The 13,420-nt window shown below is 70.8% G+C and carries 11 protein-coding genes; 7 read left to right on the forward strand and 4 right to left on the reverse strand.

Translation table 11 applies throughout. From position 1 onward, the window contains the following. Positions 1 to 43: 43 nt before the first annotated feature. Positions 44 to 3,418, reverse strand: coding sequence for a DUF4132 domain-containing protein (locus Aco03nite_RS32950; protein ID WP_203801932.1), 3,375 nt, complete (start codon positions 3,416 to 3,418; stop codon positions 44 to 46). Between the two features lie 73 nt (positions 3,419 to 3,491). On the opposite strand from Aco03nite_RS32950, the gene Aco03nite_RS32955 reads away from it, so the two are divergent. Next, positions 3,492 to 4,589 carry a threonine aldolase family protein gene (locus tag Aco03nite_RS32955; protein WP_203801934.1) on the forward strand — a complete coding sequence of 366 codons (1,098 nt, stop codon included), beginning with the start codon at positions 3,492 to 3,494 and terminating at the stop codon, positions 4,587 to 4,589. Here Aco03nite_RS32955 and Aco03nite_RS32960 read toward each other — a convergent pair. Next, positions 4,586 to 6,142 carry a pectate lyase family protein gene (locus Aco03nite_RS32960; RefSeq protein ID WP_203801935.1) on the reverse strand — a complete coding sequence of 519 codons (1,557 nt, stop codon included), beginning with the start codon at positions 6,140 to 6,142 and terminating at the stop codon, positions 4,586 to 4,588. The two genes, Aco03nite_RS32955 and Aco03nite_RS32960, sit on opposite strands and share 4 nt — an antisense overlap. Positions 6,143 to 6,255: 113 nt before the next feature. Between Aco03nite_RS32960 and Aco03nite_RS32965 the strand changes: the two genes are divergently transcribed. The 4 genes from Aco03nite_RS32965 to Aco03nite_RS32980 all read left to right on the forward strand — a co-directional run bounded on the left by Aco03nite_RS32965 (position 6,256) and on the right by Aco03nite_RS32980 (position 10,015). After that, entirely contained in the window at positions 6,256 to 6,846 is a 591-nt protein-coding gene (locus Aco03nite_RS32965) for a hypothetical protein (protein ID WP_203801936.1), read from the forward strand. A gap of 85 nt (positions 6,847 to 6,931) precedes the next feature. Then, the gene (locus Aco03nite_RS32970) at positions 6,932 to 8,086 is read left to right on the forward strand and encodes a Gfo/Idh/MocA family protein (protein ID WP_203801939.1); all 1,155 of its coding nucleotides are present in this window, start codon (positions 6,932 to 6,934) and stop codon (positions 8,084 to 8,086) included. A 1-nt stretch (position 8,087) separates the two neighbouring features. Then, entirely contained in the window at positions 8,088 to 9,227 is a 1,140-nt protein-coding gene (locus tag Aco03nite_RS32975) for a dihydrodipicolinate synthase family protein (RefSeq protein ID WP_203801942.1), read from the forward strand. Further along, on the forward strand, positions 9,224 to 10,015 hold the full coding sequence (locus Aco03nite_RS32980; RefSeq protein ID WP_203801969.1) for a sugar phosphate isomerase/epimerase family protein: 792 nt from the start codon (positions 9,224 to 9,226) through the stop codon (positions 10,013 to 10,015). Before Aco03nite_RS32975 ends, Aco03nite_RS32980 begins: the two co-directional genes overlap by 4 nt. Positions 10,016 to 10,073: 58 nt before the next feature. Here the strand turns inward: Aco03nite_RS32980 and Aco03nite_RS32985 are convergent, their stop codons facing one another. Then, positions 10,074 to 10,541, reverse strand: coding sequence for a hypothetical protein (locus Aco03nite_RS32985; protein WP_239145638.1), 468 nt, complete (start codon positions 10,539 to 10,541; stop codon positions 10,074 to 10,076). 294 nt (positions 10,542 to 10,835) lie between these two features. Here Aco03nite_RS32985 and Aco03nite_RS32990 point away from each other — a divergent pair, with 294 nt between their 5' ends. Continuing rightward, on the forward strand, positions 10,836 to 12,473 hold the full coding sequence (locus tag Aco03nite_RS32990) for a LamG-like jellyroll fold domain-containing protein (protein WP_203801972.1): 1,638 nt from the start codon (positions 10,836 to 10,838) through the stop codon (positions 12,471 to 12,473). A gap of 7 nt (positions 12,474 to 12,480) precedes the next feature. Here the strand turns inward: Aco03nite_RS32990 and Aco03nite_RS32995 are convergent, their stop codons facing one another. Further along, positions 12,481 to 12,816 (reverse strand): ArsR/SmtB family transcription factor, encoded by a 336-nt coding sequence (locus Aco03nite_RS32995; RefSeq protein WP_203802052.1) that lies wholly within the window; start codon positions 12,814 to 12,816, stop codon positions 12,481 to 12,483. Between the two features lie 230 nt (positions 12,817 to 13,046). On the opposite strand from Aco03nite_RS32995, the gene Aco03nite_RS33000 reads away from it, so the two are divergent. Further along, positions 13,047 to 13,418, forward strand: coding sequence for a hypothetical protein (locus Aco03nite_RS33000; protein WP_203801975.1), 372 nt, complete (start codon positions 13,047 to 13,049; stop codon positions 13,416 to 13,418). Positions 13,419 to 13,420: the final 2 nt, after the last annotated feature.

Below are 13,420 nucleotides of genomic sequence, written 5' to 3' on the forward strand. Positions count from 1 at the left end.
TCGTGCGTGGTGACCACCGGAGGTCACCACGCACGACCGGCCGTCAGCCCTCGGTGACCGCGGTCAGATCGCGCAGGATCTCCGAGGCGACCACCGGGTCCAGCGTGCCGAACAGCCGGTGGCCCACCTTCTCCTGGTTCCACCAGCGCGAACCGGTGCCGTCGTGCAGGAAGACGTCGGTCACCTCCTGCTCGGGGAACATCTCCAGGTAACCGACCGCGATCCCCGGCTCGATCGCCACCACCACCGTGCGACCCGGCTCGACGGTGAACTCGATCTGGCTCTGCACCCCGGCGTCCTGCGGGGTCTCCCGGCGCCAGCCCCTGCGCTCCAGCCCGATCAGCCGCCCGGTCGGCACCTTGACCCCGCGGAACCGGTCCAGCGTGCTCGCCGCCCGCTCCGCCTCGGTGAGAGTGAGGACCGGCCGCCCGAGCTGCGCGAACGGCTGCAGGATCTGGTAGTCCGCGAACACCTCGGCCCACGCCGGGCCGGTGTCACCCAGGTGCAGCGGATGCGCCACTCCGACGACCGCGTCGTCGGCGAGCGTGGTGGTCTCGTCGTCCATCGTGGACAGCGTGCGGTCCTCGGCGATCCGGAACGCCGCCCCCGGCTGCCCGGCCGCGTCGAACCGGACCCAGACCAGCCGCCGGACGATGTGCCAGAGCAGCGGGTGCCCGACGAACAGCCGCTGGAAGTCGGCGCCGGACCACCGGCGGCCGGTGACCATCGCCTGCTCCAGCCGGCGCACCTGATCGGCGGCGACCGTCCGCACGTCCTTCTTCAGCGCGCCGAACCGTTTCGCGGCGGCCGGGGCCAGCTCCGGGTCGTCCTTCACCCCCGGCTTGGGCAGGGACTTGAGCCGCTTGCCGGCGGCATCGCTGACGTACGGCTTGAGCTGCTCGTCGAACCCGACGGTGAACTGCCGGGGACCGTAGTCGAGGACCAGAGTGCCGTCGGCGGCCAGCCCGAAGTCCGGCACCAGCCGGTCGGCCAGCTGGTCGGCGGTCAGCCCGATCGCGGCCGCCACCTCGTCCATCTTCTGCCGTGCGGCGTTCTTCAACCCGGTGAACCTGGACCGCTGGGCGATGCCGTGCAGGTGCATCAGGGCCACGTCGGTGCCGATCGCGGACAGGATCCGCAGCCCGGTGACGGCCTTGTTGTGCCCGTTCTCCCCGGGCCAGGCCAGGATCAGCGGCGACAGCATCCGCACCGTCTCGTCGTCACCGAACACCCCGAGCGCCTCCAGCGCCCAGTTCTCCTTCGACTCGGCGCCACTTGCCTGCCACAGGTCGAACACGCCCCGGCAGAACCCGGCGAGAGCGACCGGCTCGCACGCCTCCCGGACCGTGGCCAGCCCCGGGTAGGGATCGCCCGTCTTGGACAGCGCCAGCATCGTGATCAGGTGGGGGACCGCGGAGTCCGGCAGCCGCCCGGACCCGTCCCGCAGCAGCACCGGCGGCAGCAGACCCGGCTGCGCCCAGGCGGGAACCGGCGGGATCTTGACCGGCACGACGGTGAGCGGATCGACGGCGAGCAGGATCTCGATCGCGGCGGCGGCCTCGTCGCCGTACCCCCGGGCGGCCGCCCGGACCGTCTCCGTGTGCCCGTTGGCGTGCAGGGTGAGCAGCGCGGTCTCGGCCTGCCGGCGGGACTTGCCGGCCTTGCCGAGGGCCGGTGGCACCAGGGCCCGGGACGCCGCCGCCGGGTGCCGCAGCAGCCAGGTGGTCGCCTCGTCGCGGACACTCTTGAGCCGGGCCAGCCAGTCCGCCATCAGCACGGCGACCTCCGGCGAGGCGAACGGCTGCAGCGGCCCGGCCAGCTCGGCCGCCGCCGTCCGGGCCAGCACCAGCATCCCGGGCAGCAGGTCCAGCTCGAACCGGGCGGCTATCGGGCGCAGGAAGGTGCCGGCGTGCCACCCGTCGGTGGGCTGCCAGCGGGCCAGCGCCGGCCGGATCAGCTCCTCGGGCCCGTCCAGGAAGAACCCCGCGGACGCCTGGAGCGACGACTTGTTGGCCAGGATGCGGTTCATCCGAGCCTGGGGCTCCCCCGAGCCGTCCCGGTCGAACCGCCGGATCTCGGTTTCCGCCCACCGCTCCCGCTCCTCCGGCAGCCACCTCACCGTGGCCGGGTCGGTGCAGCTCAAACCGGTGATCACCACCGGCTTGGCCGGCGGCGCGGTACGCAACCACGGCGGGTCGGCGAGCACCGCCGGCACCGAGGACAGTGGCGCCGGCGCGACGGCGGTGGAGTCGGCCAGGATCGCCGAGACCCGGGCCGCGGCCTCCGGGCCGAGCAGTGGGAGCACCTGCCCGGCGAGGTCACCGTGCTTCAGCAGATGGGCCCGGAGCAGGTCGGCGACGGCGCCACTGCCACCTGCCCCGGCCAGCAGCCGCAGTGTGCGGGCCGGAAAGAGCTCGGCGTGCTCGACCAGCGCGGGCCGGACGTACTTCGTGTCGATCCGGTCGATCAGCCCCTGCGTCACCTCGTCGCCGGGCAGCAGTGTCAGGGCGGAGAGCAGGCGTTTCCTGATGTCGGCATTGCTCTGGACCTCGTCGAGCCAGGCGAATAGTGCCGGGGTGGCGGCTGCGCCGACCCCGTCGAGCATGGTGACGAACATCGGCAGGGACCGGACCATCGCGCTGATGGTGGCGACCGGGAACAGGGTCCGGACGTCGTCCTCGGTGGCAGCCGCGGTCAGCAGGAGGTTCGCCAGGTACTGGTCGTGGCCGGTCACCGCCGCGGACCGGACGTCCGGCTCGAACCAGGACCGCTGCTCCGGAACCAGGACACCGGCCGCGGTCCGGGCGTAGGGGTGCGCCTCCCGGTACGGCGTCAGAGTGTCGACGACCTTCGCGTACTCCTCCTCGGTGGCGGCGGCGAGCGCCTGCCGGACCCGGAGCAGCGCCTGAATCCTGCTGTCCGTTCCCCAGCCGGAGTCGGTCTCGTCGAGCCTCCGGTGCCGGATGCCGGGTTTGTCGTCCACGGTCGAGCGGGGGTACGGCGGCGCGTAGTCGTCCTCGATCCGCAGCGCCACCATGATCACCGCAGCCTCGGCGGCGAACGGCAGCCCGTGCTCGGTGATCCACACGTCGGCGACCGGATTGCTCAACGAGGAGTCGTGCCACCAGGCGGAGTCGTAGGAGTTGAGGACGAACCCGACGACCGCGGCGCCGAACGGCCGTGCCCCCGGATCGCCGGAGAGCCACTCGCGGGCGGCCAGCCGGGTCGATTCCTCGGTGGTGCGTGCCGCCAGGAGTTTGTCGAGAAGACCGGTCATCGCGGTGAGGCGCTGGTCGACGGTGGCCCGCGCGGTCGCCGCCGGAGTGAACCTGACGGGACCGGCGCTGCCCCGGCGGGCCACCCGGTAACGCTGCCAGGACGGCGGGAGGACGAAGTCCGGGGATTCGGTGCTCGACATGGCATGGACGGTATCGACCGGGTCCGACAAAAACCGGTCCGACAAGAACAGCCGTTCGTGCGATCATCCGCGGGTGTCCGATGACCTCAGACTGCGGCGGCTGACCGCGATGCGCGGTTGCGACCGGCTCCTGTCCGGAAACCGCCCGAAGACGATGCGGGAGCGGCTCGCCGACATCGCGGCCGGTGGTGACCTGGACGCGATGCCGGACTTCTACGACGGCGGCCCGGTCACCGAGCTGGAGCAGCGGGTGGCCGGCCTGCTCGGCACCGAGGCGGCGGTCTTCTTCCCGAGCGGGACGATGGCCCAGCAGGTGGCGCTGCGGTTCGGCGCCGAGCGGACCGGGCTCTCCACCGTCGCGCTGCACCCGCTGAGCCACCTGGAGATGTACGAGCGGCACGCGTACTCGCAGCTCAGTGGCCTGCGGGCGGTCACTCCCACGCGGGAGCCGCGGAACCCGACGGCCGCCGAGATCGACGCGCTGCCGGAGCCGGTCGGTTCGGTCCTGCTGGAGCTGCCGATGCGCGAGGCCGGGTTCGTCCTGCCCACCTGGGACGAGCTGGTCGACGCCACGGCGGCGGCGCGCAAGCTCGGCGCCCGGGTGCACTTCGACGGCGCCCGGCTGTGGGAGTCGACCACCCACCTGGGCCGCACCCTGCCGGAGATCACGGCTCTCGCGGACAGCGTCTACGTCTCGTTCTACAAGTCGCTGGACGGGATCAGCGGGGCGGCTCTGGCCGGTACCGAGGAGATGGCCGCGTTCGCCCGGGCGTGGCGGCACCGGCACGGCGGGCAGATCTTCCAGACCTTCCCGGCAGCCCTGTCCGCTCTCTCCGGGCTCGACCGTGAGCTGCCACGACTGCCGGAGTACGTCAGGCACGCCCGTACGATCGCGGACGCCCTGGCCGCGCTGCCCGGCGCCCGGGTCTTCCCGCACCCGCCGCACACCCACCAGTTCAAGCTCTGGCTGCCGTACTCCGCGGATGCCCTGTCCGACGCGGTGCTGGCACTGGCCGAGCGGGAGAAGATCGGGTTCGCCGCCTACTGGCAGGACGCGGACGTGCCCGGCTACGCGGTGACCGAGATCACGGTAGCCGGGCCCGCTCTGGAGTGGACCGCCGACGACGTCGCGGCGGCCGGCTGGCTGCTCGCGCAGGAGCTGGAGAGTTAGAGCTTTCCGGCGCCCGCACCGGCCCGGACCGTCGCGGAGACGGTGCCGGTGGCGTCCGGGGTCACCGCGTACGGCGCCTTGGTGAAGGTCCCGGTCCTGGTGATCTCCGGCTCTTCACCGCCGAAGTCGTTGCCGGAGATCACCGCGAAGCCGTCGAGGTCGGAGTCCTGGGTGGTCCAGACCGGCAGCTTGACGTTCACGAAGACGTTGTTCTGCACCAGGCACTGCGACTCCATCAGGCAGTGGATGCCGCTGGTCTTGGCGTCGGTGAACAGGTTGTTGTAGAGGTGCACGGTGCCGAACCGCAGGCGGGGCAGCCGGGACGCGACGTTGTCGAACCAGTTGTGGCTGTAGGTGACCCGCAGCTTGCCGGTGTCCTCGGCGGCGTTGTTGTCGCTGTGCCCGAGCAGCGAGCCCTTCGAGTGGTCGTGCAGGTGGTTCCAGCTGACGGTGACCAGGTCGGTGGCGTGCGTCAGGTCGAGCATGCCGTCGTAGAAGTCCTTGCCGTGACTGGTGTCGTTGAACAGCTCGTTGTGGTCGATCCACAGGTGGTCGGACTTCTGCGCGGCGATCAGGTCGGTCGGCGCCTGCACGAACGAGATCTTCAGATTTCGTACGATCACATTGCTCGCGTTCTTGATGAAGATGCCCGCGCCGGTGAGCCCGGCGTTCGCACCGACCCCGACGATCGTCTTGTCCGAGGTCACGTCGACCCGGTCGGTGCCGCTGCCCTGGAGAACGGTGGACAGCTGGAGGATCTTCTTCCCGTCCGAGGCGGCCTCGGTCTTCAGCTGGGCCAGCGAGGTGATGTTCACCGTGGTGCCGCCGGCGCCTCCGGTGGTCCCGGCGCCGAACCCGATCGGGCTGGACTCGAAGGTCCCGGTGGCCGCGGCCGGTGTGGTGGCCGCCGGGACGGACGGAGGCGCGGCGGTGGTGGTCGTGACCTTCACGTCGTCGAACTGCGCGGTGGCGTCGTAGGTCTGCAGCCCGATCCGCCCGTTGCCGAACGTCGACGCGGTAGCGCTCAGGATCGAGGCCCCGTTGACCGACCCGGTGAGCGTGCCGCCCGCAACGGTCAACCCGAGCGTGTAGTCCGCACCGGGAGTGACGGTCAGAGCCGCCTCACCAAGAGTAGTGATATTTCCGGACTTGACTGATTCGAGCCGGACCTTGTTCGTCCCGACCAGTGCCAACCGGTAGTAACTGGTCGAGCTCGTGGACCGCGCCACGATCGCGGCGAACCCGCCGGTCCCGACCGACAGCGGCGACACCTTCGCGCTGACCGTGTAGTCGGTCCAGTCGGTGAGCCCGGCGAACTGCCGGGACAGGGTGGCGCCGGTCTTGGCCTGCTTCAGCACCTTGCCGCCGTCGCTGACCACCGACCAGGTGCCGCCGGACCTGGTCCAGCCCGCGGTGTCACCGTCCTCGAAGCTGTCGCTGAACCCGACAGTGGTGGCGCCGTCGGCGTCGGCGAACGAGATCGAGGCGACAGCCCCCATGCCGGCGACGACCGCCGCCATTCCGGCCGCGATGGCGACCTTCCGCTTGTTCATCGGTGTTCCTTTTCGGTGGGGAAGACGTGCCCGGTTGTGGTCGTTCCCGGCCGGAAGGGTTGCCGTGACCACCGTCACAACGGTGGTTGCGTGGCCGATGTTGAATGGCGCCGGTGGGCACCTGGCTGGCAACGATCCGTCTCCCCGGCGCTGTTCGGTACGCCGACTACAGCACCGTGGTCGAGGCCGTCTGCACCCCGCTGTACCCGTCGATGGAGTTCGCCTACGACCGCAACCGGGCGTGTGGCGAGCGCCTGCCGGATTTCCCGGAGCGGCCGCTCGCCCCGATCGACGAGCTGATCCTGGTCACGATCGAGCGGGAGCCGTACGGCGAGCCCTGGCACGCCCTCTACTGCCCGAACCGGCAGCGGATCGTCGGACCCCTCTCCGATCACTACCGCTACCGGCTCCAGGAGGAATACGACCTGATCAACGGCCACCTCTGCCGGTACGCCGGACCGGCCACCGTCTGCGGCCGGGTGACCGACGGCGAACCGCTCGGGCTCTTGTTCCCGACCTGGCCGGGTGGGCCGGACACCTCGGACGCACCGCCGGCTCCGGACCTGTTCGCCCGCTGGAACGATCCTGACCTGTGCCGACGCTGTTTTCTCACCTGGTCGACGCAGCCGGAGGAGAATCCGGAGGGTGCCGCTGACGTGCCCGGACCAGTTCAAAGGCGTCGATGGTGGCGCTTCGGTCACTAACCTGCTCTTGTCGGAAGGGATTTAGACGCCTACGCTGCCAGCAGCAGGAAAGCGCTTTCCTAAATAACCTCCGGAGGGATCCCGTATGGCAGCGCGTAGATCGATCGGCATCGTCGTCAACGGCGTCACCGGCCGGATGGGTTACCGGCAGCACCTGGTCCGTTCCCTTCTCGCCATTCGTGAGCAGGGTGGCGTCCAGCTCGCCGACGGCACCCGGATCTGGCCCGAGCCGATCCTGGTCGGCCGTGACCCCGACAAACTGGCCGCCATCGCGGAGCAGCACGGCCTGACCGAGTGGACCACCGACCTGGCCGAGGCTCTGGCCCGCCCGGACGTGGAGATCTACTTCGACTCTCAGGTCACCTCGCAGCGCGAGAAGGCGATCCGGCAGGCGATCGCCGCCGGCAAGCACATCTACACCGAGAAGCCGCTCGCCGAGGGCTCTGCCGCGGCTCTGGAGCTGGCCGAGCTGGCCACCGCCGCGGGGGTGAAGAACGGTGTCGTCCAGGACAAGCTGTTCCTCCCCGGCCTGCGCAAGCTCAAGCGCCTGATCGACGGTGGCTTCTTCGGGCAGATCCTGTCGGTGCGCGGCGAGTTCGGCTACTGGGTGTTCGAGGGTGACTGGCAGGACGCGCAGCGCCCGAGCTGGAACTACCGGCTCGCCGACGGCGGCGGCATCGTGATGGACATGTTCCCGCACTGGAACTACGTGCTCGAGGAGCTGTTCGGCAACGTCCGCACGGTCCAGGCAACCACCGCCACGCACATCACCGAGCGGGTCGACGAGCGCGGCGAGACCTACACCGCCGACGCCGACGACGCGGCCTACGCGATCTTCGAGCTGGAGGGCGGCATCATCGCCCAGCTCAACTCCTCCTGGGTGGTCCGGGTCAACCGGGACGAACTGGTCGAGTTCCAGGTGGACGGTACCCACGGCAGCGCCGTCGCCGGTCTGCGCGGCTGCAAGTTCCAGCACCGGGCGGGCACCCCGAAGCCGGTCTGGAACCCGGACCTGCCGCTGACCGGCAAGTCGTTCCGCGACGAGTGGACCGAGGTGCCGGACAACGACGAGTTCGACAACGGCTTCAAGGTCCAGTGGGAGGCGTTCCTCAAGCACGTCGTCGCAGGCGAGGCGTTCCACTGGGACTTCACCTCCGGCGCTCGCGGCGTGCGGCTGGCCGAGGCCGGTCTCGAGTCGGCCAAGACCGGTCAGCGGATCTCGCTGATCGAAGGGGCCTGACATGAGCACCGTCAACCTGCCCGACGGGCGGAAGCTGACGCTCACCGCGAAGAGCTGGGACAAGCCGGCCGGGCCGCCGAGCAGCCGGATCGCGTACGCGGCCGCGCACGTGGTCGCCGATCCGCGGGCCGAGAACGCCCCGGGCGCGCCCGCGGTCCTCGACTGGGAGTCGACCCTGGCGTTCCGGCACCATCTGTGGTCGCACGGTCTCGGGGTCGCCGAGGCGATGGACACCGCGCAGCGGGGCATGGGCCTCGACTACGCGGCGACCAAGGAGCTGGTCAAGCGCAGCGCCGCCGAGGCGGCGGCGGTCGGCGGCAAGATCGTCGCCGGGGTCGCGACCGACCAGTTGGCTCCGGGTGACACGACTCTCGGTCAGCTCCTCGCGGCGTACGAGGAACAGCTCGGTGACGTCCTCACCGCCGGGGCCGCCCCGGTCCTGATGTGCAGCAGGCATCTCGCCGCCACCGCTCAGAGCGCTGACGACTACCTCAGCATTTATCGCTCATTGCTGGAAAAGTCGGACAAGCCGGTAGTGCTGCACTGGCTGGGTACCGCTTTCGACCCGGCGCTCGAGGGCTACTGGGGTTCGTCCGACGTGGACAAAGCTACCGAGACCGTACTGGAGCTGATCAACAGCAACCCGGCCAAGGTCGACGGCATCAAGGTCTCGCTGCTGGACGCCGATCACGAGATCAACCTGCGTCGTCGGCTGCCGGCCGGGGTGCGCCTCTACACCGGTGACGACTTCAACTACCCGCAGCTGATCAAGGGTGACGAGCAGGGCTACTCCGACGCGCTGCTGGGCATCTTCGCGGCGATCGCCCCGGCCGCCGCCGCCGCGTTCGCCGCTCTGGACCGCGGTGACCTGGACGAGTACGACCGGATCCTGGCTCCCACGGTCACGCTCTCCCGGCACATCTTCGCGAAGCCGACCTTCTACTACAAGACCGGCATCGTCTTCCTCGCCTGGCTGGCCGGTCACCAGAGCCACTTCACCATGGTCGGTGGCATCCAGTCCGGTCGTTCGGTGCCGCACTTCGCGAAGCTGATCGAGCTCGCCGACGCCGCCGGGCTGCTGCCCGACCCGGCGCTGGCCGCCCACCGGGCGAACCGGTTCTTCGAGGTGACCGCCGGATGAGCCGCTTCTCGTTCAACCAGATCACCGCGAAGCACTGGGAGCTGGAAGACCTGGTCGCGGGCCTGACCGAGGCCGGTGTCGACAAGGTCGCGCTGTGGCGGGAACCGGTGCAGGAGTACGGCCTGGAGCGCTCCGCCGCCCTGGTCCGGGACGCCGGCCTGTCGGTGACCACACTCTGCCGCAGCGGGTTCTTCCAGCTCGACGGCTGGTTCGACGACAACCGCCGGGCCATCGACGAGACCGCTGCTCTGGGAGCGCCGGTGCTGGTCCTGGTCTCCGGTGGTCTGCCCGAGGGGTCGAAGGACATCGCCGGCGCCCGGGCCCACGTCGCCGACGCGATCGCCCAGCTGGTCCCGCACGCGGCCGCCGCCGGGGTCACCCTGGCGATCGAGCCGCTGCACCCGATGTACGCCGCCGACCGCTGCGTCATCAACACCTGGGACCAGGCGATGGCGATCGCCGAACAGCACCCGGCCGCGCACGTCGGCGTCACCGTCGACACCTACCACCTGTGGTGGGACGACACCGTGCTGCCGAAGATCGAGGCGGCCGGCGACCGGATCGCGATCTACCAGCTGGCCGACTGGAACACCCCGCTGCCGGCCGGTGTCCTGACCGGGCGCGGGCTGCCCGGCGCGGGCTGCGTCGACATGGCCGCCTTCCACGCCGCCGTCGAGAAGGCCGGGTACACCGGCCCGATCGAGGTCGAGGTCATGAACGAGGAGCTCTGGCAGCGCCCCGGCCGGGAGATCCTGGCCGACACGATCGCCGGTTACCGGAGCATCTGAGCACCGGACGGGTCCACCGGCCCGCGGCCAACGACGCCCGCGGGCCGGCTCGTCCGTTTCAGGGCAGCCGGCCGACCGCCTGCGCGTAGTAGAGCGACTCCTCCAGGTGGAACGCGACCTGCCGGATCGACCACGCGTCGCCGTCGCGGGCGTCGAGCGTTGCCGGGGACAGGCCGCGCAGCCGCACCCGGAAGATCAGCGCGAGACGGCTCAGCCGGCTGCGGGCCTCCGCCAGATCCTCGGTGGTGAACGCCGCCAGGTCGGCGGGTGTGGTGATCGCCGAGGCGTGCCAGTGGTCCGGCACGGTGGGCACCCCGGCCAGCCGCGCCTCCACCTCGGCCAGGTGGTCGATCAGGTGGTCGGTGACCCGGCGGACGGCCTTGTGCGGCGTGTAGACCCGGTCGTCGGCGGGGATCGGCACCCCGTCCCACGCGACCCAGGTGGCGGCGAGATCGAGCACCTCGGTGACCATGGCGGTGACCACGTCGGCGGGCGCCCGGTCGTCGGTGACCGGTGTGTCGGACATGGCGGCTCCATCCACTCGCGGCTCGGGACGCGATGGTATCCACCCCCACCGACAGTTCTGTGCTCCACACGTACCGCAGCAATCGGGTCTTTTGTCTTTTTGGTGTGGTTTGGCTTCCACTGTGGAGGCAAGATTGTTAACCCACAGGATGCACATCCCGGAGGCCCGGCAGGATAAGAATGAGGCCGCGTTCCGCAACGCGCCTTCGGTTGATCTTGCTGACCAGGAGGCTGTTGCCGTTGCCGGGCCGGTCGGGTGAGATGCGTACTTTGAGGTCTGCGGGGGAGGCGACACGTGGCGGGGATCGACACCCCGGCCGGCTATACCCGCCTGGAGCGGACGGGAACCGGAGCTGACGCCGGTGTCTACCGGGCCTGGGACGAGCGGGCCGGGCGGTGGGTGGTGCTCAGGCTCTTCCACCGGTTCCTCAGCGGCCGCTCCGAGGAGGCCGCCTTCGCCGCGCACGTCACCTCCTGCATCGGTCTCGGCCGCAACACGTCGATCGTCCCGGTCCGGGCCGGTGGCATCACCGCGACCGGCCGGCCCTGGATGGCGCTGGACCCGATCGAGGCCCGCCCGTTCAGCGAGATCCTGCGCGACGACCCGCCCCCGGCCACCGCGGCGATGGACCTGACGATCGTGCTGGCCGACACGCTGGCCTGGTCGCACACCACCCGCCCGGCGATGGTGCACGGCCGGATCCGGGCCGAGTCGGTGCTGGTCCGGGCGGACGGCGTGCCGATGCTCACCGACTTCGCCGCGCCCCGCCCGCCGGGCACCCCCGCGCCGACCCCGAGCGGCGATGTGACCGACCTGGCCGCGCTGCTGTTCCGGGCGGTCACCGGCGGTCCCTGGCCGGGCCGCGGCGACGAGGACGAGCTGCTGATCTCGGGCTGGCCCGGGCTGACCGCGCTCTTCGACGAGGTGCTGACCCCGGTTCCGGCGATCGAGTCGATGGCGGTCTTCGCCGACCGGCTGCGCCAGGTGCGACACGGTGCCGGCGGGCTGCTCGGGTCACCCGGCGCGGTGTCGCTCGCCCCGAAGGTCGCCGCCGCCCCGGCACTGCCGGTGGTCGCCGTGACCGCGCCGGTGGTCGAGACGGAGCAGGCGCCGGTCCGTGGCCGCCATCTGCCCGCGCTGGCCGCCGTGCTGGTGCTGGTCCCGATCGGGTTCGGGGTGGTGCAGCTCTTCCCGGGCCGCACCGGGGAGGCCGCCGAGCCGTCCGTGCCGGTGTCCCCGGCCGCCTGCGCCCCGCCCACCCCCACCCCCGAGCCGGCCGCCAGCGATCCGGCCCTGTGGTGGCCCGCCGACGAGGGCGACGGCCCGACCGTCTGCGACCATTCCGGCGGCGGCAACCAGGCGACGCTGAGCCCCGAGGCGGGCTGGTCGACGACCGGCGCCGCGATGCGGTTCGGCGCCGGTTCCGGCTTCGCCAGCGGTTCGGCGCCCGCCGTCCGCACCGACCGGAGCTTCACCGTGATGGCCTGGGTGAAGCTGGGGAACACCGACCGCACCCACGGGGTGCTCTCCCAGCCGGGCACCACGAGCAGCGGGTTCATCCTCAAGTACGAGAAGGGTTCGGACACCTGGCGGCTGACCCTGCCACGAACCGACAGCGGCGCCCCGGTGGTCGACGGCCCGTCCTCGTCGAGCCGCCCGCAACCCGGCGCCTGGACCCATCTGGCCGCCACCTTCGACGCCGACCGGCGGGAGGCCACCCTCTACGTGGACGGCGTCGCCGAGGGCACCGCGGAACACGCCGTGGCGTGGGACGCGACAGGTCCGGTGCAGGTGGCCCGCTCCTGGTGGGACGGCGCCTGGACGGACCGTTTCGACGGCCTGATCGACGACGTCCGGGCGTACCGCGTCCAGCTGTCCGCACAGGGCATCACCGAGATCGCCGACGCGGGCCGCGCCGACCACCCGCACTAGCTGGGTCCTAGCTCTTCGCCTGGGACCGCAACTCCACCAGCAGGCCGTCCCGGTCGGTGAGGACCGCGCCCAGGATGCGCCGGCCCGCGGCGAGCAGGTCAGCGACGTCCGGGGTGCTGAGGGCGTACATCACCAGGGCGCCGTCCCGGAACGAGGTGACTATCCCGGCCCGGCGCAGGACGGCGAGCTGCTGGGACAGGTTGGACGCCTCGACGTCGATCTCGGCCAGCAGGTCACGGACCGGCCGCGGGCCGCCCTGGAGCAGCTCCAGCACCCGGATCCGGACCGGGTGACCGAGAGTCCGGAACATCTCCGCTTTCGCCTGGTACAGCGGCACCGACACGTCCCGTCCCCTCATGCCCGGACTCCGACACTCCTCACAACTGTGCGACCCGGATGTGGTTACGGCTGTTGACGTATTCAGCAGTTGCGGAGTTGCAGAAATCTTCAAGTGCCTTGTCGCACGATCCATGAACCCACGCCGGGGCCGCACCGAGGCGGACATCGTGTGCGACTCGTTCGGTGAGATCTCGTACACGCTCTGCGACAGACCGGACCGATGTGGAGGATCAGATGCCGGACATGGACGTAGCCCTCAAGGACGCGATGCAGATCGACGGCGCGATCGGTGCCGCGCTCGTCGACCGTTCCAGCGGAATGGCGCTGGGTGTCGCGGGCGGGAGCAGGGACTTCGACCTGCAGGTGGCGGCAGCCGCCAACACCGAGGTGGTACGGGCGAAGCTGCGCACGATGGAGATGCTGAGCCTGCACGAGAAGATCGAGGACATCCTGATCACCCTCGACTCGCAGTACCACCTGATCCGCCCGCTGACCGGGCGTTCCGGGCAGGGCCTGTTCCTGTACATCGCCCTGAACAAGGACCGCGCGAATCTCGCTCTGGCCCGGCACCAGCTGAAGCGGATCGAGGGTGGTCTGGACCTCTAGAA

The sequence above is a fragment of the Actinoplanes couchii genome, from assembly GCF_016862075.1.
In the GTDB taxonomy this organism is placed as follows: domain Bacteria; phylum Actinomycetota; class Actinomycetes; order Mycobacteriales; family Micromonosporaceae; genus Actinoplanes; species Actinoplanes couchii.

Bases quoted from the DNA above. Each gene is read 5' to 3' on its own strand.
- Aco03nite_RS32970 (WP_203801939.1), top strand. From the start codon at position 6,932: ATGGCAGCGCGTAGATCGATCGGCATCGTCGTCAACGGCGTCACCGGC.
- Aco03nite_RS32985 (WP_239145638.1), bottom strand. From the start codon at position 10,541: ATGTCCGACACACCGGTCACCGACGACCGGGCGCCCGCCGACGTGGTC.
- Aco03nite_RS33000 (WP_203801975.1), top strand. From the start codon at position 13,047: ATGCCGGACATGGACGTAGCCCTCAAGGACGCGATGCAGATCGACGGC.
- Aco03nite_RS32950 (WP_203801932.1), bottom strand. From the start codon at position 3,418: ATGTCGAGCACCGAATCCCCGGACTTCGTCCTCCCGCCGTCCTGGCAG.
- Aco03nite_RS32960 (WP_203801935.1), bottom strand. From the start codon at position 6,142: ATGAACAAGCGGAAGGTCGCCATCGCGGCCGGAATGGCGGCGGTCGTC.
- Aco03nite_RS32980 (WP_203801969.1), top strand. From the start codon at position 9,224: ATGAGCCGCTTCTCGTTCAACCAGATCACCGCGAAGCACTGGGAGCTG.
- Aco03nite_RS32975 (WP_203801942.1), top strand. From the start codon at position 8,088: ATGAGCACCGTCAACCTGCCCGACGGGCGGAAGCTGACGCTCACCGCG.